Source organism: Phycisphaerales bacterium (assembly GCA_016699835.1).
Lineage (GTDB): Bacteria > Planctomycetota > Phycisphaerae > Phycisphaerales > UBA1924.
The window spans coordinates 1718907-1744657 of sequence record CP064987.1 but is presented as its reverse complement, the minus strand read 5'-3'; the positions used below and the strand labels follow the sequence as shown (position 1 = coordinate 1744657).

19 protein-coding genes are annotated in these 25751 nt (G+C 63.0%); 6 read left to right on the top strand and 13 right to left on the bottom strand.

Translation table 11 applies throughout. The features are described 5' to 3' along the window. Position 1 precedes the first annotated feature (1 nt). From IPK69_07290 to IPK69_07280, 3 genes are all read right to left on the bottom strand, one after another. Positions 2–1888, bottom strand: a complete 1887-nt coding sequence (locus IPK69_07290) for a PLP-dependent transferase (GenBank protein ID QQS07818.1) — start codon at positions 1886–1888, stop codon at positions 2–4. A 285-nt stretch (positions 1889–2173) separates the two neighbouring features. Next, positions 2174–4522 carry a hypothetical protein gene (locus tag IPK69_07285; GenBank protein QQS07817.1) on the bottom strand — a complete coding sequence of 783 codons (2349 nt, stop codon included), beginning with the start codon at positions 4520–4522 and terminating at the stop codon, positions 2174–2176. 389 nt (positions 4523–4911) lie between these two features. After that, a complete protein-coding gene (locus IPK69_07280; GenBank protein ID QQS07816.1) occupies positions 4912–5436 on the bottom strand; it encodes an HIT family protein in 525 nt (174 codons plus the stop codon). A gap of 255 nt (positions 5437–5691) precedes the next feature. Here IPK69_07280 and IPK69_07275 point away from each other — a divergent pair, with 255 nt between their 5' ends. Further along, positions 5692–7347, top strand: coding sequence for a redoxin family protein (locus IPK69_07275; GenBank protein ID QQS07815.1), 1656 nt, complete (start codon positions 5692–5694; stop codon positions 7345–7347). 123 nt (positions 7348–7470) lie between these two features. On the opposite strand, the gene IPK69_07270 is transcribed toward IPK69_07275, so the two are convergent. Beyond that, the gene (locus IPK69_07270; protein QQS07814.1) at positions 7471–8169 is read right to left on the bottom strand and encodes an MBL fold metallo-hydrolase; all 699 of its coding nucleotides are present in this window, start codon (positions 8167–8169) and stop codon (positions 7471–7473) included. A gap of 200 nt (positions 8170–8369) precedes the next feature. Between IPK69_07270 and IPK69_07265 the strand changes: the two genes are divergently transcribed. Continuing rightward, positions 8370–9602: a VWA domain-containing protein gene (locus tag IPK69_07265; GenBank protein QQS07813.1), complete on the top strand. Its 1233-nt coding sequence runs from the start codon at positions 8370–8372 to the stop codon at positions 9600–9602. 129 nt (positions 9603–9731) lie between these two features. On the opposite strand, the gene coaD is transcribed toward IPK69_07265, so the two are convergent. The 3 genes from coaD to IPK69_07250 all read right to left on the bottom strand — a co-directional run bounded on the left by coaD (position 9732) and on the right by IPK69_07250 (position 11669). Beyond that, a complete protein-coding gene (gene coaD, locus IPK69_07260; protein QQS07812.1) occupies positions 9732–10301 on the bottom strand; it encodes a pantetheine-phosphate adenylyltransferase in 570 nt (189 codons plus the stop codon). A 49-nt stretch (positions 10302–10350) separates the two neighbouring features. Further along, complete coding sequence (locus IPK69_07255; protein QQS07811.1) at positions 10351–11016, bottom strand: hypothetical protein; 666 nt, start codon at positions 11014–11016, stop codon at positions 10351–10353. Positions 11017–11093: 77 nt separating this feature from the next. Then, on the bottom strand, positions 11094–11669 hold the full coding sequence (locus tag IPK69_07250) for a TetR/AcrR family transcriptional regulator (protein ID QQS07810.1): 576 nt from the start codon (positions 11667–11669) through the stop codon (positions 11094–11096). Between the two features lie 404 nt (positions 11670–12073). Between IPK69_07250 and IPK69_07245 the strand changes: the two genes are divergently transcribed. Then, positions 12074–14608 carry a glycosyltransferase gene (locus IPK69_07245; protein QQS07809.1) on the top strand — a complete coding sequence of 845 codons (2535 nt, stop codon included), beginning with the start codon at positions 12074–12076 and terminating at the stop codon, positions 14606–14608. Between the two features lie 106 nt (positions 14609–14714). On the opposite strand, the gene IPK69_07240 is transcribed toward IPK69_07245, so the two are convergent. Beyond that, positions 14715–15080, bottom strand: coding sequence for a hypothetical protein (locus IPK69_07240; GenBank protein QQS07808.1), 366 nt, complete (start codon positions 15078–15080; stop codon positions 14715–14717). A gap of 267 nt (positions 15081–15347) precedes the next feature. Here IPK69_07240 and IPK69_07235 point away from each other — a divergent pair, with 267 nt between their 5' ends. Further along, a complete protein-coding gene (locus IPK69_07235; protein ID QQS07807.1) occupies positions 15348–16787 on the top strand; it encodes a 3-deoxy-7-phosphoheptulonate synthase in 1440 nt (479 codons plus the stop codon). 22 nt (positions 16788–16809) lie between these two features. Here IPK69_07235 and IPK69_07230 read toward each other — a convergent pair whose 3' ends face one another. Next, positions 16810–18183, bottom strand: a complete 1374-nt coding sequence (locus tag IPK69_07230; GenBank protein ID QQS07806.1) for a hypothetical protein — start codon at positions 18181–18183, stop codon at positions 16810–16812. Positions 18184–18425: 242 nt separating this feature from the next. Here IPK69_07230 and IPK69_07225 point away from each other — a divergent pair, with 242 nt between their 5' ends. Beyond that, on the top strand, positions 18426–19709 hold the full coding sequence (locus tag IPK69_07225) for a hypothetical protein (GenBank protein QQS07805.1): 1284 nt from the start codon (positions 18426–18428) through the stop codon (positions 19707–19709). 10 nt (positions 19710–19719) lie between these two features. Here IPK69_07225 and IPK69_07220 read toward each other — a convergent pair whose 3' ends face one another. The 4 genes from IPK69_07220 to IPK69_07205 all read right to left on the bottom strand — a co-directional run bounded on the left by IPK69_07220 (position 19720) and on the right by IPK69_07205 (position 25011). After that, a complete protein-coding gene (locus IPK69_07220; GenBank protein QQS07804.1) occupies positions 19720–20883 on the bottom strand; it encodes a glycosyltransferase in 1164 nt (387 codons plus the stop codon). A gap of 124 nt (positions 20884–21007) precedes the next feature. Then, the gene (locus IPK69_07215) at positions 21008–22261 is read right to left on the bottom strand and encodes a glycosyltransferase (protein ID QQS07803.1); all 1254 of its coding nucleotides are present in this window, start codon (positions 22259–22261) and stop codon (positions 21008–21010) included. Between the two features lie 229 nt (positions 22262–22490). After that, on the bottom strand, positions 22491–23702 hold the full coding sequence (locus tag IPK69_07210; protein QQS07802.1) for a glycosyltransferase: 1212 nt from the start codon (positions 23700–23702) through the stop codon (positions 22491–22493). Positions 23703–23811: 109 nt separating this feature from the next. Next, positions 23812–25011 (bottom strand): glycosyltransferase, encoded by a 1200-nt coding sequence (locus IPK69_07205; GenBank protein QQS07801.1) that lies wholly within the window; start codon positions 25009–25011, stop codon positions 23812–23814. Between the two features lie 116 nt (positions 25012–25127). Here IPK69_07205 and IPK69_07200 point away from each other — a divergent pair, with 116 nt between their 5' ends. Further along, positions 25128–25751: a putative colanic acid biosynthesis acetyltransferase gene (locus tag IPK69_07200; protein ID QQS07800.1), complete on the top strand. Its 624-nt coding sequence runs from the start codon at positions 25128–25130 to the stop codon at positions 25749–25751.

The window sequence follows — 25751 nt, the reverse complement described above, 5'->3', positions numbered from 1 at the left end:
CCTATTTCAACAGTTCCGCCATCGAGGGCTGGTGTTCGACGTACTTGTCGTGGACGGCCTTGTAGTGCTTGCGATAGATCGCGTCGCACTGCTCGGCCTTGGGGAACTTGGCGCTGAAGCCCGGGACCGCGCTGTCGAGCGTGGCCTCGGAGGCCTTGATGAGGTGGGCCATCAGCGTGCGCGGGTCCTCGGCGCCGACGGCGACGCGGACGGTGGTCGGCATGATGCCCGCGGCCTTGAGTGCTTCGTCCGACAGTTCGCTGTGGCTGGTGATCGCGGGGCAGAGGACGACGGTGTTGGGCTGGCCGAGCGAGACCTGGTGTCCGAAGATCGGGTCGAGGCAATCGAAGAAGCGGGCGAAGGTGTGGCGGTCGATATTCGGCCTGTTCTTGCCGTTCTTCCCCTCGAAGTCGAAGGTGAAGAGCGGCGCGGGGAAGCCGAGATACAGGCACTTCTCGCGGATGGCGGCGTTCTCGTTGCCCGGGGCGGCGGAGCACTTGACGTTGATGTCGGGGTGGCTCCCCAGGAACTCGGCGAAGGCGAGGGTGTTGACGACCTTGGTGAGCATGCGCATCTCGAGGGTGTGCATGCCGTTGATCACCTCGTAGCTCTTGTCGCTGTCGAGGAAGGCACCCTTGATGTAGTAGACGTTCCAGAAGAGCGTCTCGTCATACGAGTACGTCCGCGGCTTGCCGTCGGGTCCGGTGCCGGGCATGCTGTCGTGCTTGCCCATGAACATGCGCTCGTTGCGTCCGATGACGACGCCGGCGGTGGTCGAGCCGTGGCCCGAGAGGTCCTTGGTGTAGGAGTGGATGATGAAGTCGGGGCGCTCGAGGATGTCCAACTTCTGTAAAGGGCGGTGGAGGAAGGGCGTGCCGACGGTCGAGTCGCAGATGACGTTGAGCCCGCGCGCGTGCGCCTCCTTGCAGATGCCGGGGACGTCCACGCAGTAGCCGTGCGGGTTGCAGGGGGACTCGAGATAGACATAGATCTCGCGGCCTTGTTTGAGGCGGTCGGCGTTGTCCTTCTTCACCTTCTCGAGGGCGGCGAGGAAGTCCTGGACGGTGAAGCCGTCGAAGAAGTTGACGCTGACGTCGAGGTTGCTCTTCTTGGCGTACCAGTCGTGCATGAGTTGGTAGACGCCGCCATAGACGTTGCGTGTGGAGAGGATGATGTCCTGGTAGCCCACGAGGTGGCTGAGGATGGCGTCGACGGCGGCCATCCCGGAGTTGAAGTTCCACGCGAAGTACTCGCCGGCGTAGGGCCCGGCCTCGATGTCGACGATGTGGTTCGCGAGGCTGACGTTGGTCGGGTTCAGGAGGCGCGAGTAGACCTCGAGCATGAGTTCCTTGCCCTCGAAGGCGTCGGAGACCCACTCGGCACAGGCATAGATGTACGTCGCGGTGCGCGTGACGACGGGCTTGGCGGAGAAGAGGGCCGTCACGTTGTCGAAGATCGGGTACGGGCCCTTGGGGAGGCGCTGACTGGTCGTGGTGACGAGCGACTGATAGTTGGTGCGGAAGCCGTGCTGGAGCGTGTCGAGCATCTTGGCGAGTTGGAAGCAGAGGAACTTCTGGGCCGCGAACCTCTCGGCCCGGTCCTTGCGCGAGAGGGCGGCGAGTTCCTTGACGCCGACGTCCCAGAGGCGGCGGACGTCGGCGTGCCCGGCGTAGAGGTGTTTGGCCAGGTCGCCCATGGTCTGCCCGAAGTCGCTCTTGGGGTCCAGGCCGAAGTGGGCGAGTTGCTCGGCGACGAGCCCGTCGAGGTCGTGGGCCTCGGTGGTCTTCCGCCGCGGCGAGATCTGGCGGGCGAGGTCAAAGTCGCTGGCGGGTTTGTGGTTGGCGGCGGAAGGAGTGGGGGTGGGACGGGGTGTGTTCGTGGTGGTCATCGTGGGCGATTGTATTGGTGGGACAGGCCTGACGCGACGCACGGCACAGGAGATACGCGAAATCAATGGCGAACCGGACGGCGAACGAGAAGGCGAACACAGAGGAAGACAGAGGACGAGCTGAGGAAGACAAAGGGGTAATCAGAGGGGAGAAGCGGGAAATGGATGGATCGGAGACGGAACGCGAGGGGAAAGACAGAGGGCCGTCGGTGGCGCTCGATCATGGCCCACGGCCTATGGCCCAATCCCGAGTGCCTGGTGCCCAATGCCCAGTGCCTTCTTCCGTCAACACCCCGCGTTGAAATGGGCGAGGAAGTAGAGCAGGTCGTCGATGGTCACGGCGAAGTCGACGGCACCGGTGGAGGTGCCGTCGTCCATGTCGGCGGCGAGTGCGACGGCGTTGAAGCGGTCGAGGTAATAGAGCAGGTCGTCGATGGTGACGGCCCGGTCGCGCGTGCCCGTGCCGCTGCCGTCGTCGAGGTCGGCCTTGCAGAGGCAGGAGGAGCCCCAGGTGGCGTAGAAGGCGCTGGGCATGCCGCCGGCGGTGGTGAAGTTGCCGGTGACGAAGAGGTTGCCGTTGTGGAGGAGGAAGATTTTGGTGACGCCGTCGTTGAGGCCGGCACCCATGGGGTGCCAAGCACCGTCGTGGAAGTGGACGATGTTGTTGGCGGAGCCTGAGGCGGTCGTGTAGAAGTTGCCGCCGGCGTAATACTCGTCGTTGCCGACGACGGCGATGGTTCGTGCGGATTGTGAGGGGCTATTGGGTACGCCAAGGCCGGGGGTGGGGATGACCGTGGTGCCGCGCCAGCGGATGATGTTCTCTGTGGAGGCACCGGCGGCTGCGCCGAAACGACCAATGGCGATGATGTCACCCGAGGGTGTTTCGGCGAGATCGTAGATGAATGCTCCCGAGATGCCGCTGGGGAGGACGGGCTGGACAGGTTGCCACCGGTTGTCGATCCAGTGGCGGAGTTGGGTGGCGGGGCCGGCGTAGATGTCGTTGGGACTCCGGGCGAGCAGGCAGTAGTACTCGAGCGTGGGGGTTCCCTGGTAGGGTTGCCACAGCGTGCCATCCCAGCGGGCGACGCCATTGAGGGACGCGCCACCGGCGTGCTGGAATCGTCCCGCGACGACGATGTCGCCGGTGTCGAGCACGGCGATGTCGTTGATGCGCGGGTTGAGGGATGAGGTTCCGCCAGCGTCACCGTTGGTCATCGCGGGGCCGACGGGCTCCCACGCATTTCCGGTCCATCGCGAGACGACGTTCGAGACGTTCATGCCATTCACGTTGAACCAGCCGCCGGCGATGATCTCGCCGTCGGGCGTTGAAGCCAGGCTCAAGACGATGTACGGGAGTCCATCGCCCAGGGATTGCCAGGTTCTGCCGTTCCACAGCGCCACGTGGTTCATCGTGCGAGCGCCCATTCGTGTGAACGACCCGCCGACCACGATGGCGCCGTTGGAGAGCGTTGTGGCGGTCGAGATCGTGGCGTTGAAGGAATCGCCCATGAAGCGCTCCCACCCTGCGTTGGTGATCCGGGCGAGACCTCGAGATGACACGCTATTGCTCGGGTTGGTGAAGAGGCCACCGACGAGGAGGTCGCCGCTGGGGAGGGCGAAGACGGCTTTGACGATGGGGTTGTTCGATGAGACAGAAATGAAGTTGATGTTTGTCCACGCCTCGCCGTCCCATCGACTTATGCCGGAACTGGTGGAATATCCGTCGTAATACTCGGTGACAATGGCGACGTCGCCATTGGCAAGTGGGGCCGCTGTTCTCCCGTAGGACCGGTTGAATCCGCCGGAGTTGAGATAGGCAGGCGTCCACACGGCTCCATCGAACCGGGCGGAATTATAAAACGAAGTGCCCACGGTCATGTCGCCCGTGACGATGAGATCTCCGGAGGCGTGCAGGGCCATGCCATAGATGTTGCCGCCGTACCAGCCAGGGACGGCCTCCCAGGTGTCGCCTCGCCAGCGAGCCAGTCCATAGGTGGCCGGTGGTCCCGTCACGGCGAATGTTCCGCCTATGTAGATGGTGTCATGCGAGTCCACCACGATCGCGCGAATGGCGCCGGCGGAATCGGAGCCCATCGCCGACCAGGTGTCATCGAACCAGCTCGCGATATTCGTGCATGGCTGCGACCCCGCACGACTGAACAGCCCTCCCACAACGAGCGTGCCATCGGAGAGCGTGGCCAAGGCGTTGACGGTCCCTGGCGCGACGTCGTTCTGGCGGACGCCCTCGGCGAGGGGGGACCAGGTCGTGCCGTTCCAGCGGGCGATGGAGCGGCAGAGGCGGTTGCCAGCGGTCGTGAACGTTCCGCCGACGATGACGTCTCCATTGGGTAGGACGGCGATCGCGTTGACGGATCCGTTGACGCCTGTGCCTAGCGGTTCGATGAGGCCCGTGGCCGTGTCCCACCTGGCGATATTGCTCGCGGGGACGCCGGTGACTTGGGAGAACTGCCCACCGATGTAGACCTGGAGGGCCTGTGGGCCAGGGCCGTCGGGATCGAAGGAGGCGAAGGCGGTGACCGAGCCGTCGGTCCCGGGGGCCGAGCCGTTGGGGATCCAGTGCGGCTCGCATTGGGCGGCGGCAGGGCTGGCGACGACGCCGAGCGTGAGGCTCATGAGGCAACGACGAGCGACACAGGTCCAAAGCCGAGTCTTTCGCATGGCGTGGTTCCTGTCACTTCTCAAAGCAGAATGAAAGCCCCGAGATTCACACGATACACGACCGGTTGCATCGCGCCAAGAGTGGATGAAAGAAACCGGAGACTAAGGTTGTGTTCGGTGGGTGGTATGGGTCTATTGACTCTTGAGAACACCAAGAACGACACGCGGCATTCGTGATTCGGCATTCGTGGAGGCGCGCCGGGCGTCACTGAGTGTCAGGCACCAGTCGGCGGTCCGCCCTTCACAGGAGCCGCCGACTGGTGGCACCCAGCCGATTCCCCATTCCCTTGCATTTCCCTCCGTCTCCCTCTCGCCGCCCTCTGTGTCCCTCGGCGTTCTGCCTTTCACCGAAGCGCGGCACGCAGGCGGTCGCGGAGGGCGAGTCGCTGCGCTGGCGTGAGGGTGCCCTTGAGTTGGGCTTCGCTCCAGCCCCAGACGGGTTTCCTGGGGTCGGGGTCGCTGGGGTCGGTCGGGTCGCGGGGGATGACGTGCCAGTGGATGTGGGGAACGACGTTGCCGAGGCACTCGTAGTTGATTCGGACAGGGCCGAAGACCGTGCGGATGGCGTGGGCGACGCGAGCGACCTCGGCGAAGATCTCGGCTTGCGTCTCGATGGGGAGGTCGGCGAGGTGCTCTGGGTGGGAGGCGGCGTGGTGGCGGAGGACGAGGACGACCCAGCCGCCGGAGCCGGATGGAGAGTTGGGACCGCGGCCGGCGAGGGTGCCCTGGTTCTCGCTCAGGATTGCGTGACAGTGGGTGAACGTGGCGATGTGGTCCACGAGGGCGGCGGGGTCCTTGGCGTCGATGGCCTTGCCGCGATCGCACAGGGGGCAACCAGAGGCCGAACTTTGAGGGGTGCTGGGGGGCATGGATTCGCGCCAGGCGAGGAGTGCGGTGAGGTTCGAGGGATTGGGGATGCGTGGGGGTGGCCGACGAGCATCCGTGAGACTCGATATTGTGTATGAAGATAGGAAGACCCGGCAAGGATGGCCGGGGTTTGGACACCCTCGGGCGTTTCGTGCGTCAGAAGGGGTGGACAACAGGAAGTGGCGTCGCGCGACTCCCGCCTCGGGACGGGTCGCGGTCGGCGGAAAGCACCTCTCCCGCGACCAATGGAGTCTCCGATGCAAACGAACCGTACGAACACAGTGATCAAGGCGGGCACACACGCGATGCTCGCGGGGCTGGCGCTCGCGCTGGTGCCGGCGACGATGCCCACGGGCATGATCGAACACGGCGGGATGGCGATGGCGAGCGCGCCGCTGGCGACGCTGGGCGTGGGGGACGAGGCGCCCCCGATCAAGGTCGAGGCGTTCCTGAAAGGTGACGAGGTGAAGTCGTTCAAGGCCGGGCACGTATACGTCGTCGAGTTCTGGGCGACGTGGTGCGGCCCGTGCATCAAGTCCATGCCGCACCTCTCGGAGTTGCAGGCCGAGCACAAGGACGACGCGACGTTCATCGGCGTCAACGTGTGGGAGCGGTACAACGACAAGACCAGGGACACGGTCGAGAAGTTCGTGAAGAAGCAGGGCGACAAGATGGCCTACACCGTCGCGTACGACGGCGAGTCGGGCACGATGGCCAAGTCGTACATGGAGGCCGCGAAGAAGAACGGGATCCCGTGCGCGTTCATCGTCGGGGGCGACGGGAAGATCGCGTGGATCGGGCACCCTGCGAGCATGGACGGGGAACTCCAGGCCGCGATCAAGAACGCGAAGAAGTTCGCCAAGGACGACGCGAAAAAGGGCGACGGCACGAAGGACGCGAAGAAGGAGTCCAAACCCGCGGCCTCGAACAAACTGAGCGTGGGCGACGCGGCCCCCGCGATCAGCGTCGAGACCTTCGTCAAGGGTGAGCCGGTCACGGGCTTCGAGAAGGGCAAGACCTATGTCGTCGAGTTCTGGGCGACGTGGTGCGGGCCGTGCATCGCGAGCATGCCCCACCTCTCGGAGTTGCAGGCCGAGTACAAGAGCAAGGGCGTGACGTTCATCGGCGTGAACGTGTGGGAGGACAAGGTCTACAGCGAGAAGACGCTGGCGAAGGTGCGCGAGTTTGTCGAGAAGCAGGGGGACAAGATGGCGTACACCGTGGCGTTCGACGGGGCCGCCAAGGGGATGGACGAGGCCTACATGAAGGCCGGGAAGCGCAACGGGATCCCCAGCGCGTTCCTGGTCGATGGCTCCGGGAAGATCGCGTGGATCGGGCACCCGATGGAGTTGGACTTTGTCCTTCCCGAGGTCGCGGGCGGGACGTGGGACCCGGTCGAGGGCCCCAGGAAGATCAAGGCCGCCCAGGAGGCGTTCATGAACGCCGGGCAGACGCTGCAGTCGGACGCGAAGGCGGGCGCCGAGGCGTGGGCCAAGGCCGAGAAGGATTACCCCGTGATGGGCCGCATGATGGAGTCGCGCAAGTTCATGGCGTTCCTCATGGCGGAGCAGTACGACGAGGCCTATGCCACGGGAACGAAACTGGTCGACAAGGCGATCGCCTCGAAGAACGCGCAGGAACTGAACCAGTACGCGTGGACGATCGTGGACCCCGAGGCGACGATCGGCAAGCGTGACGTGGACCTGGCGCTGCGGGCGGCCCAGAAGGCCAACGAGTTCACGGGCGACAAGGACGCCGCGATCCTCGACACGCTCGCGCGGTGCTACTTCCTCAAGGGCGACTCGGTGAAGGCGATCGAGACTCAGCGCCGGGCGATCTCCAACGCCGAGGACGGCCCGATGAAGAAGGACCTCGAGAAGGCGCTCGAGGAGTACACCAAGGGCGTGAACTGATCGAGCGATTCGCGATTACGGGAGTTTGAGACTCCCGTCGCGATCCCGTGTTGAAAACCCCAAGCCCGCGAGCCTCACGCTCGCGGGTTTATCGTGCGCGAGGGTCGCGAGCCAGGCGCACGTTCACCAGGGCCCGCGCGTGGGATTCACCACCATGTTGTCGCGCCCGAGCACGAGCAGGTCCGCGATCTCGACGGCCTCCTTGAAACTCTCGCGCGCTCGATCGAGGTCCACGGCCCCTTGCATGACCATGCCGCGCTCGAGGTGTTCGACAGTCGGGATGGCGTCCCCGCACACAAGCGTGGTGTGCCGCGCCTGCGCGACGAGCAGGCCACACATCCCTGGTGAGACGCCGGGGAGCGGGAAGAGATCGACGCTGGGCGCGATGGAATCCTCGGCGGGGGTGCAGCGCTGGAGCACGGCGATGTCCTCGGCGAGGACCTTGCGGAGGGCCTCGTCCGCCTGGTCATCGTCGGCGAGGTCGCGCAATCGCGCAGCGAGGGGAACGCCGACGGCCTCGCGCTCACCCTCGGAGATGAGCCAGGTAGCGCGCGAGAAGATTCCGATGCCGCGGCGTGTGTCGGGGCGAAAACTGGTGAGGAAGACGTGGGTGATGTCCTCGGGTGCAAGGCCGGCCCGCTCGCTCAGTCGCGCGGTGAGTGCCGCCCCGGGCAGACCCGGATCGACGACCACGCGCGCGTTGTCTCCCGCGATGAGCGTGGTGGTCGAGTGTCCCGTGCGCGCCTGCTGGCGCTCGCCCCAGAGCGGGTGGGCCGGGAGAGTGCCGATGGAGATGACGCGCACGTCGAGTTGCTTGCTCATGGGCAGTTCCGTGTGAAATCCCTGGGGAGTGGCCTCGAAGGCGACGGGTTAGAGCGGGCCGAAAAGTCCGATGTCGTTGGTTTGTAACGCCCGGGTTGCGCCGGGGTGACAAACCCGGTGGGGAGTTCAGCGTAGGTTCCTGTCGAGAGCCGCCGGGGATCGTGGGGGCGGCAGGATGGATGAAGCACAAGGAGGCTCGCATGGGCACGACAGGTTACGCGACGGTTCTGGGACGGCGTGGTGTGACACTGACGATCGGCGTGAGTGCCGCGTTGGCGATGGTCGCCGGGTTGGCTGCGGCGATGAGCGAGCCGGTACCCCCGAGTGCGCCCGCGGGCATGCCGGTCGAGTCGAAGCCCGCCCAGCCGGCGGTTCGCCGACCGATCGTGCAGATTGCGCTCCTGCTCGACACGAGCAACAGCATGGACGGCCTCATCAATCAGGCCAAGACGCAGTTGTGGAACATCGTGAACGAGTTTGCGACGGCGAAGAAGGGCGACGCGAAACCGATGCTCAACATCGCGCTGTACCAGTATGGCAACGACTCGCTCCCGCCGGAGGCGGGCTTCATCCGCCAGGAGCTCGGATTCACGGATGATCTGGACGCCGTCTCGACGAAACTCTTCGCGCTCACGACCAACGGCGGGAGCGAGTTCTGCGGGCACGTGATCGACGTGGCGACGCGCCAACTCTCGTGGTCGGACAATCCCGACGACCTCAAGGTGATCGTCGTCGCGGGGAACGAGGCCTTCACGCAGGGTGGTGTGGACTACAAGGCGTCGGTGCCGACGGCCGTGAAGCGCGGCATCATCATCAACACGATCTTCTGCGGCAACATGAGCGAGGGGCAGAACTCGGGCTGGTTCGACGGGGCGCGCCTGGGCGAGGGGAAGTTCGCGAACATCGACCAGAACGCGACGGAGTTGCACATCGACGCCCCGCAGGACGCGAGGATTCTGTCGCTGAGCACGCTCATGAACGACACGTATCTGCCGTGCGGCGACAAGGGGCAATGGGCAAAGCAGCAGCAGGAGCTCGCCGACACCATGAACACTGCCGCGAGCACGAGCGTCGGCGTGCAGCGGGCCGCGTCCAAGGCCTCGGGGTTGTACGTCAACTCGACGTGGGATCTCGTCGATGGCGTGCGTGACGGCACGATCAAACTCGAGGACGTGAAGAACGAGGACCTGCCCGAGGCGATGCGGAAGATGACGCTCGAGGAGAAGAAGGCGTACGTCGCCAAGCAGCGCGAGGAGCGCGAGCGGATCCAGAAGGAGATCGCGACGCTGCAGAAGGAGCGTGCGGAATTCTGCGCCAGGGTTCAGGCCGAGCGAGAGGAGAAAGACCCCTCGCTGCTCAAGGACGTGATCGTCGCGGCGATGCGTGAGCAAGCGACCCGCTGCGGGCTGACGTTCGAGAAGAAGTCGAAGTAGTGATCACACGCCGCCAACGCGGCACGATGAACACCCCGGCGCGTCGGGCACACGATGCGTGGAACCGAGACGTGGCACCCCTCCCGTCCAATCCATGCGCCCGGCGCGCCTTTTCCTTTGACGAGAGATCTAGGCGTCGGAGCGATCGACCTCGATGGAACGCAGACGCTCGAGCATGGGATGTCGATCGGCCTTCTTCTTCGCCAGGGCCTTGACGACGAGATCCGGGACCATGGACTTCAGCGACGAGAGGTCGCGCCCCATCGCCGTGATTTGGCGGATGAGGCTCGACGAGGTGTAGGCGAAGGACTGCCCGGCGACGACAAACGCCGTTTCGATCCCCGCGACCTCGCGGTTGGTGAGCGCGGTCTGGACCTCATACTGCAGGTCGGAGAGGTTGCGGACGCCGCGCAGGAGAGCCGTCGCCTTGACCTCGCGCGCGAAGTCGACGGTCAGGCCTTCGAACGAGCGCACGCTGACGGGCGAGGCGTGGGGGTCTTTCTTGACCATCTCGGCGACGAGGGCCTCGGCCATTTCCACGCGCTCCTCGGCCGTGAAGAGGGCGTCCTTCCCCGGGTTGCGTCCGATGGCGACGATGAGTTCATCGAAGAGGTGCCTGCCGCGCGCGATGACGTCGAGATGCCCGAAGGTCATCGGGTCGAAGGAGCCTGGATAGACGGCCAGGTGGGGAGAAGGCATAGCGGGAAAGTGTATATCGACTGGATTGCGAACCGTGACTGAGCAATGGTCAGGCGGCATCCAAAATCGGATTCGCCAGAAGGCTAGCAATCGTGTGCCGCAGTTGATCCATCATGCTGTTCGTGGAGAACGCGGGGTGCTTTGTCGCAAGCAGTCGTGTGCCGGAACGGGTAGCGGTCCATGGCCTGTCTTGCGTTCTCAGCGAAGCCCAATCGTCGTTTGTGCCAAAGGCCTTAGCACAACAGTCCCATGCATCACGACCAAGGCACACGATGACTTGGAGATTTCGCATGTGCGGAACAACAAAGTCGTTGAGTACCTTGGCGCCAAACCGCATCACCTCGGAACGATTGGGAAGGTTGCCGCTCACCACCTCATCGTCACGGAGCATGCAAACTGCAGCTGAGCCATATAGAAATCCACAATCGCATGAAAATCGTGATGATCGGATAGGCTCAATCGCTCGTTTGAGCATCTTGTTGGTCTTCATGCTCGGTGAGTGCACGTAGAGCGGTTGTGAAGCCGCTCGACGTTTGTGAATGAGGCATGAAGGTCCAAAGTCCTTGGCAAGCAGCAAAACATGGCCGTCCCAGTCGCCATACAGATCTTCAGTACCAAAGAGATGTGATTCGCTAGGGCACATGTCGTGGTCGAAGATGTTCTTGTACCCTTTGATCTCTTTCGTTCGGATCCACTCTGGAATATTCGGAGTCATGCACCAAGCATCGACACGAATCACAGCTCGATACAGGGGATCCTCAAGAAACTAGATATGTATGAATGCTCAAAGGTTCACGCGTCCAGCAGCACCCGTGCGACCTGCTTTGCCCGTACGGCCGGGGCGGAGGACTTCCACGCGGCGGCCAACGCGATCGAGCCGTGGACCAGGATCAGGAGTTGGTCGCCGAGTTCCTTGGGGCGCTCGGCCCCAGCCCGGATCGCGAGGTCCTCAAGGATCGCCCGCATGGCGACCTTGTGGTTCATCGCTTCGACTCGCGCGGGGTGCTCGGGCTCGGCGATCTCGAGCGTGGTGTTGAGCGCGAGGCAGGCGCGGAACTCGCTCTTCTCGAACCACTCGGCGAGGGCGTCAAAGAGGCCCAGGATCTGCCCGGCGGCGTCCTGCCCGCGTCGCTTCGACTCGCTCACCAGCCAGTCGCGCATCGCCTGGCTGCGCTTGCGGACGACCTCGGCGGCGAGCAGGTCCTTCGAGTGAAAGTGCTTGTAGAGCGTCATCTTCGCGACGCCGGCCTCGGCGACGATGAGATCCACGCCAACGGTCTGGATACCACGAGTACAGAACAGTCGTTCCGCGGCATCGAGAATGCTATCCCGAGTCGGAAGTGTCCGTGCCGTTGTAGTGGTGCTCATACAGGAAGTATACCAACCAGTCTGTTTGTGGATTCGTTGTTAATGACTATGCAGAAATATTCGGATCACATGCAGGGTATATCAAGCCCATGAGAAACCTTGGGTTGTGATCCCTGGGCCTACGTTGCTTTGGCGACCGGCGCGCCGATGATTGAGCCGTTCAAATGGATGTACGTGTCGAGAACGGAGTCTAAGGCCATGCTGGAGGCTGACCTATGACGATTTCCGACAGCGCAAGCCAGAAGCATCAGTCTCCTGCCGATTTGGGGGATTTGTTCACACGAACGATTCGAGTGGATGCCCATTGTCATTCTTCAGCGTCGAATGGACCGGCGGTCCGGGCGTTAGGGTGGATTGGGTGTCCGGAGTCGTACTCGCCGCCGGAGTTGGTGTACGCACAGGCCATGGCTCGCGGGATGGATCTGGTCGCGATCACGGATCACGACACGATTGATGGGGCGATGTCCTTGGTCGAACGAGGATTTGACCACCTGATCGTGGGAGAAGAGGTCACGGTCGTTTTTCCTGAGGATGGGTGTAAACTGCACGTTCTAGTCTGGGGCCTGACGCCCGAGTGGCACGAAGAGATCGAGAGACTCGGGCTTCGGCATGACGTGTACGCCTTTGCCGCGTGGCTCCACGAGAGGAACCTGGCCCACTCGTTCGCCCATCCGCTCTATATGCAGCACTCGGCGTTGTCCCGGTGGCACCTGGATCGGTGTGCGCTCCTCTTCAAAGGCTGGGAGATCTTGAACGGGGCGCACAGCGGCACGCATCGGCGCGGGCTGGAGGCGTATCTGTCGGCCTTGACGCCCGGGCGAATCCATCGCCTGACGCAGGAGCACGGGCTGACGATCCACTGGCCTCGGATCTGGGAGAAGGGGAAGACGGGTGGTTCGGACGATCACGCGCTCTTGAACATCGGGCGGACGTGGACGGAAGTGGACCTGCCTCGAGATGGCGAGATGGGGCCGAAGGAGTTCCTTCGCGAGATCATGGCCGGCCGGAGCAGGGTCGGTGGCGAGGTGGGGCACTCGGCGCTGCTCGCGCACCAGTTGGCGAGCGTGGGGGCTGAGTATGCCGCGCGTCGGATCGTGCCGCACCTTCGCCCGATCGCGAGGAAACGGGCGAGCGTGCTGCTGCGGTTTTCTGGCGTTGAGGTTCCATCGCCGAGCAAGGCGGCATTGCTCTTCGACGCGATCCGGCAGAAGGTCTCGTGGCGCCGCGGGAAGCCCCGGTTCTCGGGGCTGTTCGAGGCACTCGTACCGGCGGTCTCGGCGGGGCTGGCGGCCCATCCTGGGATCAGAGAGGCGTTGGGCGGTCGCGACCTGGGCCGAGGGAGCGCGATGGCCAGTCACGACGAGATGGCGTCTTTCACTGACGGTGTCGTGTCGGCGGTTCAGGAAGCCCTGGCCGCGGGCGTGATAGAGGGGATCAAGGATCGTCGGGTTCGCGAGATCGTGAACGGGATATCTTCGGCGCTCATGGTTGAGTTGGCCCAGGTGCCGTATGTCTTCAGCATGTTCCACCAGAACAAGGAGCGCCCCTTCGTGGATCGCATCGAGCACGAGTCGGTCAGGCCGGGGAACGGGACGAGCGTCATGGAGCGTCCGATGAGAGTCGTTCTGTTCACGGACACGCTCGGAGACGTGAACGGCGTGTCGCGGTTCATCCGCAACGCGGCGGATCAGGCGAACGCGACGGGGCGTGACTTGACGGTGCTTACGAGCACGCGTTTCGAGTTGCCTCAGCAGAAGAACATCGTGAACTTTGCGCCGATCTTCGCGACGGCGATGCCGAAGTACGAGAACCTGGAGATCGTGGTCCCGCCGCTCACGCGGATGCTGCGCTGGCTGGACCAGAATCAGCCTGACGTGGTGCACATCTCGACGCCGGGCCCGGTGGGGTGCGTGGGATACGTGGCGGCAAAGATGCTGAAGGTGCCGGTGGTCGGCGTGTACCACACGGACTTCCCGGCATACATCGAGCACCTCTTCGAGGACGAGGCGCTCACGTGGCTCTGCTCGAAGTTCATGAAGGGGTTCTACGCGCCCTTCCGCTCGATCTTCACGCGGAGCCGGGACTATGTGGACGCTCTGGCGAACCTGGGAATCAAGCGTGATGCGGTGCTGCCCTTGATGCCGGGCATTCGGGTCGAGGAGTTCCATCCGCGATTCAAGGATCGGGCCTCGCTGGGCGATCCGCAGACGCTCCGGGCGCTGTTCGTGGGCCGCGTGAGCGTCGAGAAAAACATGCCGCTCTTGAGCAAGGTGTGGCGTGAGGCGGATCGGCGGCTCAAGGCGAAGGGAATCAAGGCGGAACTAGTGATCGTGGGCGACGGGCCGTATCGCAAGACGATGGAGGAGGAACTCCAGGGGACGCGCACGCGGTTCCTGGGGTTCAAGCATGGCGAGGACCTCTCGAAGGTCTATGCCTCGTGCGATCTCTTCGCGTTCACGTCTCTGACGGACACGCTGGGACAGGTTGTGATGGAGTCGCAGGCCTCGGGGATTGGCGTTCTGGTCTCGGATCAGGGCGGGCCCAAGGAGGTCGTGGAAGACGGCGTGACGGGGCATGTGCTCCCCGGCGACAACGCCGGCGCGTGGGTCGATCGCCTCGTCGAACTCTTCTCGGACCGTGAGCGTCTCGCGCGGATGGGCGAGGCGGCCCACGAGTCGATGCAGAAGTACTCGATGCAGCGCTCGTTCGAGCACTTCTGGGAGGTCCACGTGGCCGCCCACCACGAGGCGCTCGCTCGCCAGGGCATCACTCGCGAGACACTCGGGACGCATGGCGTGCGGTCGTCACGTACGAATCGCGGCGTGGCGCTTCGCGAAAATGGACGAGTGTCCATGAACGGCATGGGCGAGCGCGAGTCGATGGGATGGAACGACGCCGATGACGTGGGGTTGGGGCAGGATGCGTTGCCCACGGGTTGAGTGTGTGCCACGTATCGGCATCGTCGTGGCTGAGAGTGATGAATCTCAAAAATGACCGCGGGCGAGTCCAAGACTCGCCCGCGTGTGCTTGACTGTTGGTGAACGCTTAGGCGGCCTTGCGGGCGGTAGAGAAGAAGCGGGCCGTGCTGGCGCGCTTCGCCCAGGTGCGCTTGGCGGCGGGGCGCTTGGCCGTCGTGCGCTTCGCGGTGGAACGCTTCGCGCTGGTGCGCTTGGTGGCCGAGCGCTTCGCGGTCGTGCGCTTGGCGGTGGAGCGGCGGGCGGTGCGCTTGGCCGTCGTGCGCTTCGCGGTGGTCCGCTTGGCGGTCGTGCGGCGCTTGGCCGTGGTGCGCTTGGCTGTAGCACGCTTGGCGGTCGTGCGCTTGGTGGCGGAGCGCTTCGCGGTGGTGCGACGCTTGGTGGTCGTGCGTTTGCGGGAAGCCGTGCGGGTCTTGTTCGTGCGAGTCGTAGCCATTATCGATCACTCCTTTGAGACCGAGCCTCCATGCTCGAGGGTGCCCATCGTGGGCGGTGGTGTGGGTGCCGAGCACGCGCTCGGTCGTTCCCGTTCGCGGGCGTCCATGCCTCGCGTGTGGTGGGCGGTCTGGCGGCACGATGCCGCGGAAAAAGAGTGATAACCGCCTATCCGACCTTGGGAATCGACCGCTCGGACCCACGAGTTGAAATCTTCCGGGAAAAAATCTTTCATCTCGATCACTACACTGCGTTGGTTGAACGCGAGATGGGAGGCGCACGGGTGGGCACGAGCGGGCATCACGAGAGCAAAATCGGCCTTCACGGGGCCGAGAGGGGCGATTCTGGGCCTTGGAGCGTGGACTCATGGCGTGCGAAGCCCGGCGCCGAGGTTGTTCGATTCGAGGACGCGCGGGCGCTGCGCGAGTCGACGTCGCGGCTCGCGCAACTTCCGCCGCTGGTGACGAGTTGGGAGATCGAGCGGCTCAAATCACAGTTGGACGAGGCGCAGCGGGGCGAGCGGTTCGTGCTCCAGGGGGGCGATTGTGCCGAGTCCATCGAGGAGTGCCGGCCTGAGACGATCGCGGCGAAACTGAAGATCCTGTTGCAGATGTCGCTGGTGCTGGCACGCGGGGCGAAGCGACCCGTCGTGCGGATGGGGCGATTCGCGGGGCAGTATGCCAAACCCCGTACGAGCGCGGTCGAGGTGCAGAGGATCGACGGGCGAGAGGTCTCGCTCCCGAGTTACTTCGGCGACATGGTGAACTCGATCGAGTTCACGCCCAAGGCCCGCACACCGGACCCCTCGCGATTGGTCGGGGCGTACATGCATGCTGCGGCCACGTTGAACTTCGTGCGATCGCTCGTGCATGGCGGATTCGCGGACATGCACCACCCGGAGAACTGGGAGTTGCCCGCGCTCCGGCATGCCTCGCCGACGCCGGAACTCCGGGCGCGGTACGAGCGGCTGCGCGAGAGCGTGGCCGAGGGTGTGCGACTGATGGAGTCGGTGGGGGAGCGGACGATCGAGGAACTGGCTCGTGTGGAGTTCTTCACGTGCCACGAGGCGCTGATGCTGGAGTATGAGGCGGCGTCGACGCGGAGCGTGCCAAGACGCACGGGGTTCTATGACCTCTCGACGCACATGCCCTGGGTCGGCGAGCGGACGCGGCATGTGGATGGGGCGCACGTTGAGTTCGCGCGGGGGATCCGCAATCCTGTGGGCGTGAAGATCGGGCCGACGGCGACGCCGGAGGAGGTCGTGCGCGTCTGTGCCGTGCTCAACCCGCACGAGGAGGGCGGCAAGGTGACACTCATCACTCGGCTCGGGGCGATGGAGGTCGAGCGGGTGCTCCCCGGGCTGATTCGCACGATCCGGCGCGCGGGACATCGGGTGCTGTGGATCTGTGATCCGATGCATGGCAATGGGCGTACGACATCCGGCGGTCTCAAGACACGGCGCTTCGAGGACATCACGGCCGAGTTCGAACGCACGCTCGATGTGCATCGGGCTTTAGGATCGACACTGGGCGGGCTGCACGTTGAGGTGACGGGCGAGGACGTGGCCGAGTGTGTGGGGGGAATGGCCAACGTCCGTGAGGAGGACCTCGACGGACGGTACCGCAGCGTGTGCGACCCGCGCCTCAACTATCAGCAGGCGCTGGAACTCTCGTTCGTGGTGGCGGAGCGGTTGGGCGCGGGGCTGTAGCGAGGTGGAAGAGAGAGATTTCTCAGGGTCGATTGGCCCGACGAAGGGCGGCTCGAGCCTCGGCGGCTGTTGGATTGCCGGCGGATGACTGCCGTTCGGCACGGAGTTCGCGACGGTAGGAACGGGTGGCGGCGTTGCCGCTCGTGGCGGCAGCACCCGAGGAGTTCCCTGTCGAGGCAGCACCAGCGTCGACCCTCGTGGCGCGGAGCATGGCCGGGGCAGGTGTGGGTGAGGCGGGAGGAGCATCCTGGGGCGGGAGGAGAGTTGAAGTCCACGCGGAGGGGTCGCCGATGCGACGCGCAAGGGGATTGAACTTGAGATTCATGTAGTTCCGGACAAGATTGAACGTGGGAACATCTTGAACACTCTCCCACACAATAATCCCGGTTGCGCCGAATTCTTTCGGCCGCTCGAACGAAACCTGGAGATCAAAGTCGTTGAGGGGCTGCAGACCATAGTCCGGATTGCTATCGTGGTAACGCATCCACACAAAGGGGAGGATGGGCTTGTCGCCCGCGATCCGACGTGCCTCGGTCATGTTTGTATGGATAAACGAGAGGTTGGCGGATTCACGGGCCTGGGTTGGCCTCGTGAGCCTGACGCTTTCGGGGAAAGATTTTTTCTGGATGTACAGGCATGGGAAGATCGCGGTCTGAGCGTTGTAGAGCCACGCGAGTCGATCGTTTCGATCCATCCAGAAGTTGTTTCCGTTGTTGGTCGTGGTGTATCCGCTCAGCACGGGATTCGGGAATGAGTAGTACCCCCATTTGACGCTGGGGCGTGTTTCCTTCGCAGTCTCGATCATCGCGAGAAAGATGGCCTGTGAGGCCGCGTCGTAGGACTCGCGATACTTGGCTTCGAGGCTGGTTCCGCGAAGCCCGGCCAACTCCGTTGGGCGCTGCGTGCGCATATGGTCGATCCAACGTGGCCAAATCGTGGGATAGGTCGTGGATCGGTGTTGCGGCTCAACCCACAGGGGATACCACGATTCCCAATCGATCACGCCATATCCCGAATAGGCCGGGTCGGGGATGAGGCGCTCGACCGAGGCGCGGACATGATCACGAAGAGCCTGGAGTGCCGAGGGAGAATCCGCCATGTGAGGACCCTCACGGAGATCGTGCGGTAGATCGAACTCGTAGACGATGATCGTGTTCGCACGAAGCGGAACGTTGTCGGTGGGCAGTTGCGGCGCCGTCGATGGATTGCTGTACGACCGCAGGTACTGCAGAACCGGAGCCCACTGGATGTCGTACGCTGGTGAGGTGGCGGTTTCTCCGACATCGGATTGAGTCCCGGCTTCCTGTTGCGCAATGCACGAAGCAATACCCCAGGGGAGCACGCTAGTCGCGATAAGGGCGGCGATGGTCGTGGCAGATGACGTGCGGCAGGTCATGAGGAGTCCTCGGGTTCGAATCACGGTTGGTCCGACACAGAAGAAATTGCATTATCTTGAGCGCCAGTGCCACTTCGGGCGCTCGACCGGGTGGCAGTTCATGCCGATGATTCCGGGAACACTGAAGGTGTCGGTACCGACTTAGCCGGTGGGCACGTTCAACTATAGGAGTCACAGACATTCCCGGACTCGAATCGAACAACATCTGGATCCTGCTCCTTGGGCTGGTTGGCGGAGTGATAATGCTCGCCTTGGTCGTGTCACGACTCGGGGCCTTCGCCGTGCTCTTTGCGGGCATGGTGCTCTTTTCGGCGTTGGGAATTGTTGAAGAGTCCGATACTCGACACGGCGAAGTGACGAGGACGATGTTCCACGCCGTTCAAGCCGCGAGGTCCGAGGCATTCTTTGGTCTATCGCTGATCGGGGTGATCGCGTTGCTGGTCCACGTTGGTCGGACCACGATGGCGGACTGGTCTCCAGTCGCGGTGATTTTTCTTCTCCTCGGCATGTTTGATGGTGTCCTCGACGGATATCACAAGGGATCGGCCGCTCGGGTCGGAGAGAACGTTGTGGGCGCGGTCGTCTCGATTGTGCCCTTGGCCATGCTCCTCCCCGCGATGTTCAGGACTACGGGATCCGTTCGCGCGGGCATGCGAGCCGTGGGCTGGGTCGGGCTTGCGTGGGCCGTGGGTGTCGTTCTTCAGTTGGGCGTAAACAGGGCAGGGTTGACCCTGGGTCAAGGGGGGCGATTTCGCGGACTTCTCGGAAACCCGCAGCACGCGGGTGTCTATCTCGCCATGACGCTCACGGTGTGCTCGTGGTTGATGGTGAACGAGAGTACGCGCCGATGGAGATTGCTCTGGGCGCTGGTCGGCGGCGCCTGCGGGATCATGATTGTCTGGACGGGGTCACGGACTTCCGCACTCATGGGTCTGATCGGGCTGGCCGCGGTCTTCTACTCGAGAATCGGCCGATTGATTCTCTTCGCTCCGGCTATTGGCATCGGCGTGTTCGGCGGGTTGCAACTGTTGGAATCGTTCGGTGTCGTCCTGACTGCGGATCGATTGGTCTCCACCGACAACACTCGTGCGGGAGCCTGGACCAGGATGATCGAGTCGGCCAGCGATAGCCCGATCATGGGCAACGGGACGGCGTTCGCGGGCTCGTCAGAAAACTCACTCATGCTCGCGGTCGCGTCTTATGGAGTCGGTTCGGGTCTCCTGATGTTGGCGCTCTACGCCGCCATGGCGGTCATGTGGTTGAAGTACCTCATCGTTCGATGGTCGCTCCATTCGGACGAGCGAAACCTGGGGGACACAGCCGCCGGGCTCATGTTTGCGTACTTTGTCGGCTCGAACTTCGAGGGTTATGGCGTCGCCCGTGTGTCTGTGATGAGCGTCTTTCTGGTATTCTCAGCCTCGATCCTCCACATGGTTATCCAGACGGCCAGGAGTAGGCAACTCACGACCGAAGAGCCTGCGGAGCACAACCAAAGTCTTGAGCAACTCCACACCGAGTTTCACTAGGTGCTCATCGTCACGACAACTTCGACGCTCTGACACGACCATACATCTCCTCGTAGTCTGCGAGGATTCGAATAGGACGATACCCGTGGGCGGCGTGTGAAGTCGCGACGGCACAGAGCCGCGCTCCAGCAGCAGGATCAGCGAGAATTTTCTCGATCTCGATCGGCAGTTGACGATCGACGGGGTCAGCGACCCGACATGCGCCAATGGTTTCGAGTTCCTGCCATAGGTCGGCGCCCTTGGTCGTGACCACCGGTGCGCCCGCCGCCATGGCCTCCAAGAGCACGTACCCGAAGTTCTCCTGGCGGGTTGGGAGGACGAAGACATCGGCGAGTCTGTAGAGCGACCACTTATCGTCTCCTCGGATCAGACCCAGGAATGTTGTGGCGTCCTCGATCCCCTGTTCACGAACGAGCGATTGGAGTGTATTTTGATATTCTGGAGGGTCCGAGGGGCCGGCGAGCCAGAGAGAAAACGGCACTCGACGTCGACGGAGTTCGCCCGCTGCGAGGATCAGGCGGTCGACTCCCTTCTGGGTGTTCAGCCGGCTTAGGAATAGGATCCGGTGGCTCGCAGCGGCCATCTGCGGAAACAGTCGCGCGGCTTCTTCGACGCTTGGCAACACCGCTGGTGGCACGAAGAACCATGGAATGACACGGAAGATCGCGCCCGGTGCCCTCGGCGAACTCTGCTCGAGTTCGGCGTTCGTCGTGCAGTGAACCGCGGCGGCGTGGCGGAGAAACCGCCGACCAAAGATCGAGAGGAATGCCCGCTTTCGCATCGGGCTGTTCTGCATGCTCCAGTCCTTCAACATGCCATGGAGCGTCACGACGTATGGCATACGGACGTGACGGGCGATCCCTGCAAGTTGGAGGTTGGTGGGTGCCCACATGCCATGCAGATGGAGCACGTCGCTGCCGACGATAAGGCGGCGCGCGATCTCAAGCGACGGTCGATCGAGCCACTGGGTAGGCCTGTCGGATGCTGCTTCGTCCGTGGGTGTCCCCCGCCACTCGGCAAGGCGATCACAGACGCGGAGACGCACGCATCGCGGGACGAGAGTAGTGGGAGTGTGTTCACCACGGGGCCAGTGGGCCGGGGCCGCTTCGTCATCGGCGGTAAGGATGGTGATCTCGTGTCCGGCGGCGGCGAGTGCGGCGCAGAGATCAAGCACGGCGCGCACGGTCCCCCCGTCGCGCCAACGGAGCCATTTCAGATAGTGGACAATGCGCACGCAGCAGAGGATAGGTCTGCGCGAGTCGAGGACCTCTCAGGGAAGAATCAACGGGGTTCGTCGATCACGCCATGGCGACGCCGCGCGCCGGGACGAGCGGACAGAGCTGCTCCCAGCGTTGACGATCAGCCATTGGCGCGACGAAGCGGGGTCGGGTCGAGGCGCTCTCGCCATACATGCCTTCGTACAGGTTCGAGAGGTGCGACTCGTCGAATGTTGTCAGGGCCCATTCGCGAGCTGCCTTGCCCATGGCGAGACGCCGAGGCTTATCACGGAGCAGTTCCACGAGAGACGAGGCCAGGTCGACTGGGGAGTGGTCAACGATTTCGCCCCCGCCGCTTGCCTGAATATCACGCCAAATGTCGGTCCCCTTCGTTGTCACCACGGGTGTGCCCGATGCCATGGCCTCGATCAGTACCAATCCGAAGTTCTCCTGGCTGGTGGGCAGCACGAAGAGATCGGCAGCTTGATAGAGAGAGAACTTCTCCTGACCCATCACCGAACCCGGGAAGAAAACCCGATCACCAACACCCATCGAGTTGGCCATGCCTTTCAGGGATGCGATGTACGCCTCATCTCCCATGCCGGCGATGATGAAGTTGGCGTCGAGTCCGTGCGAACGGAAGATCGAAGCCGCGTGGATGAGTTGATCTGGGCACTTCTTGTAGTGAACACGTGAAAGAAACAGCAGGTTGGGACGGCCATTACGAAGAAACTCGAATCGCTCACGGGCAGGTTCCCGACCCGGAAGATCACGATATGGATCGAGATCGACGATATAGGGCACGAGCGCCGCCGACCCCTTCGGGAACCATCGACGTGACTGATCAAACTCGGCTTGAGCCGTGCAGTGCACCGCCGCAGCGCGCTCGAGCATGTGGCGAGCCCCGAGCGTCAGGTACGCCCGCTTCTTCATCCCGCGTTGGTCCATAGACCATGTGTCCAGCATTCCATGTAACGACACGATGTATGGAAGACCCATCGCTCGAGCGGTGGCCGCGAGTTGAAGATCGGCCGTCCCCCACACATTATGGAGATGGAGCACGTCGACGCGGCTCATCGATCGCCGGATCTCCGAGACCTGGGCAGGGGCAAAGAACAGGTTTCCAACCGAACGGTGTCCAGTCAAAAGTACACGGGGAAACGCGCCACGGACGGGATTGACGTGAACCCAAGCCGCGGGGCAATCGGTCGGATCTGTTGTCAAAATCGACGAAGGGTGACCCGTGTCTGTCATGACGCGCGCCGCATCCATCACGAACCGGGCGGGGCCACCAACGCTTGCCGCGAGTGAGTCGATGTAGTGCAGAATTCGCATCTCTTCCACCTTTCCAAACACGACCCTAACCAATCGATTCGGTCGTGACGGTCTTGGACAATGTGGAATGTGCAACAAAAAATGAGAATTACCAGGAAAATGGAGAAAATATTTCGGATTTGATCGATGTGCCTGTAAATGCGACTGTTACGTCATTGTCCGTGTTCGGAAATGCACGTGCTATCACAGCATCAATCTGAGTTGTCCGATAACAAAATGCTGAATGTGCTTATCCCGTCATGCCAGAAGTGCCGTTCGTGGACATCGGCGTACGGGGACGGTTTGTGTTCGCATCGAGGGCATTGCGATACATCGCCACGAATCGTGCGCTGATCTGGGATTCGTTAAATGTTCGCAGAACCCAATCACGGGCGCGTTGTCCCATTCGGGCTCGCTTCTCAGGAATCGTGAACATCGATTGGATCAACTCGACGAACTCGGTGGATTCAGGATCGGCGACGTGGCCGCCACCACTCGCCTCGATGTCGGGCCAGATGTCCGTTCCTTTGGTCGTCAGAACCGGCGTGCCGCAGGCCATCGCCTCGATGAGTACGAGCCCGAAGTTCTCCTGGCTTGTGGGGAGCACGAAGAGATCCGCGGCCTGATAGAGCGAGAGTTTGTCCTGTCCCGTTACGCTGCCCGTGAAGGTGACCAGGTCGTCGACGTTCATAGATCGGGCCTGTGCCTTGAGCGCTTGGATGTAGTCCTCGTCGCCCATGCCGGCGATGATCACCGTGGTGTCGAGCCCGCGCGAGCGGAGCGATGCGGCGGTGGCGATCAATGACTCGGGGCGCTTCTTGTAGTGCACGCGCGAGAGACAAAGCACGACCGGACGTCCGCTTCTGAGAGACTCAAACCGCGCTCGGGCGAGGTCCGGTCCGGGGAGCGCGCGATAGGGGGCGAGATCGACAATCGGCGGCACGATGTCGGCGTTGCTCGCCACAAAGAACCGTGCGGCCTGCTGGAGTTCGCCCGCGGCCGTGCAGTGGATTCTCGCCGCGCCATCGATCATGTTCTGTGCCGCCAGCGAGATGTACGTCATCTTCTTGAGCGTTCGTTGCTGGAGCGACCACTCGTCGAGCATGCCGTGCACCGAGAGGACGTATGGCGTGCCGATCGTCCGGGCGTTCGCGGCGATCTGAAGATCGCGCGGACCCCAGAGGTTGTGCAGGTGGAGCACGCTCGCCCGCTGGATCTCACGCTTCGTTGTCCGCTTCATGTGCGAGCCGAACCACAGATCGACGGGTGAGTCGGACTTGATATGGATGATCTGGGGCGACGCGGGATCAGCGGGATCGAACGAGTCCGCGTCGGGGGGCTCGTGGGTGAGGATCGTGGATCGGACGCCAAACTTCGCGAGCACGCGCGTCGCGTCAAGGACGAAGCGCGAGGGGCCGCCGACCCGCGCGGACAACGAGTCGATGTAATGGAGAATGCGCACGAAATCCCACCCCGATGTCAACGCACTATGAGCACCGACGCCAGCATTGCACGTACAGCATACCAGTGATCGACCGGGGTTGGAGTGTGCTCAAATGAGGGCTGTGGTTCTAGGACGAAGAGCGGGCTTTGCCCAAGATGATCTGCTCGTACAGATGCTCGAACTTGTCGAGCGTTCGGCTCTCGTCGAACTCACGGAATACGAACGGCTTGGCATTCTCCCGCATCCGGGCGAGTCGCGGCGGATCCTTGACGAGCGATTCGATTGCATCGGCAAAGCCGGCTGGTGTCCGGTCGGTGATGACGACAGCATTGCTGCTCTCGAGTTCGGGCCAGATGTCGACACCTTTGGTTGTGATGACGACGGCCTCCGCGGCAAGGGCCTCGGGAATCACGAAGCCGAAGTTCTCCTGGTGCGTGGGAAGGGCGAAGATCTCGCAGGCCTGATACAGAGAGATTTTCAGATCGCCGTTGACATGGCCGGTGAAGAGGATGCGGTCGTCGATTCCCGAAGTGCGTACTTGTTCACGCAGTTGACGGACATACTCCGGATCGCCTGGCCCGGCCACGACGCCACGCACGTCGATGCCGCGTCGTGTGAGTTCGGCGATCGCCTGGACGAAGACATCGGCGCCCTTTTTGTAGTGCACCCGGCTGAGAAAGAGAACCTTGGGTCTGGATTCGAGGAGTTCTGGGTACTTCTGCTGTGCCGGGTTTGGGCCTGGGGGGGATCGAAAGGGGTTCAGGTCGAGGAGGTTTGGGATGACGACACCACGGCCTTTGGGGAACCACTTTTGTGCTTGCTCGAGCTCAAACTGTGCGGTGCAGTGGACGGCGGAGGCACGCTCGAGGGTTGAGGTTCCTGCGAGGCCAAGGTAGAGCCGTTTCTTCAACGACTTCTGGGCCATGGACCAGTCATCGAGCATGCCTCGAAGACTGATGACATAGGGCGTGCCCATCCGACGGCAGAGGCGTGCAAGGCGTGGAAGAGCCGGCTGCCAGACGTTGTGGAAGTGGACGACGTCGGTGGACCGGATCGCGTGTTCAATCTCGGAACTCTGCGTGCGAAAGCCAAAGAATCCACGGAACATGGAGGGGTGGACAATCGTTGGAAGAACCGCTCCGGTGATTGCCGAGTTGTCCGGAAACTCGGCGGAGTTCACGTCGATGCGCCCCGTGTGGATTCGTTGCGTGTGCCCGCGTTCGGCAAGTCCCCGGGAAAGGTCGAGCACAGCTCTCACGGGACCGCCATGGGAGAGGTCGATCGCTTCGATGAAGTGGAGGACGGCAAAGGGACGGGTGGTCGACATGGTGTCGACGAAAAGTAGGCCTATCGATCATGGGTTTTTGGGATTGGGCGACTAAAGATTGCGTCATGATGGGTGAAGGTGAATCCGAGCGCGGCGCTCCCCCAGGCGTGGTTCCCATGTCGAGGCCTGACGGGGTCGAGTCGACTCGTGGGGATGTATTCCAACGATTGGACTTGACGGCGTCGTACCCGTATTCGTTCGGCGAGTACGCGCGACGCGCGTTGTGGGAGCTTGTGCAAGCGACGCTGATTCGGTACTCGTGGCGCCGCGCCTCGGGGTGGCGACGCTTCTGGCTCCGGAGATTTGGTGCGGTCATGCCCGCGACGGCCGGGACCAAGGCGTCCACCCGCATCAAGCACCCGTGGCTCTTCTCGATGGGGGAGCACTCGATGATCGCGGAGGGGGTCGAGGTGTACAACCTCGGTCCGGTCTCCGTCGGGTCGCACACAATCGTGTCGCAGAATGCGCATCTCTGCAACGGAACACACGACTACCGGAAGCCCGATTTACCGCTCATTCGCCCGACAATGCGTATCGGAAGCGGGGTGTGGGTGTGCGCGGATGCCTTTGTGGGACCTGGTGTTGAGATCGGGAACAACGCGGTGGTTGGGGCACGAGCCGTCGTGATGCGCAGCGTTCCTCCCGGCGTCGTCGTCTCGGGGAACCCGGCTCGGGTGATCCGGGCGCGGGTGATGGAAGGGTTGGTCGGCGCTCCTGGTGGAGAGAGAGAGGGCGATTGA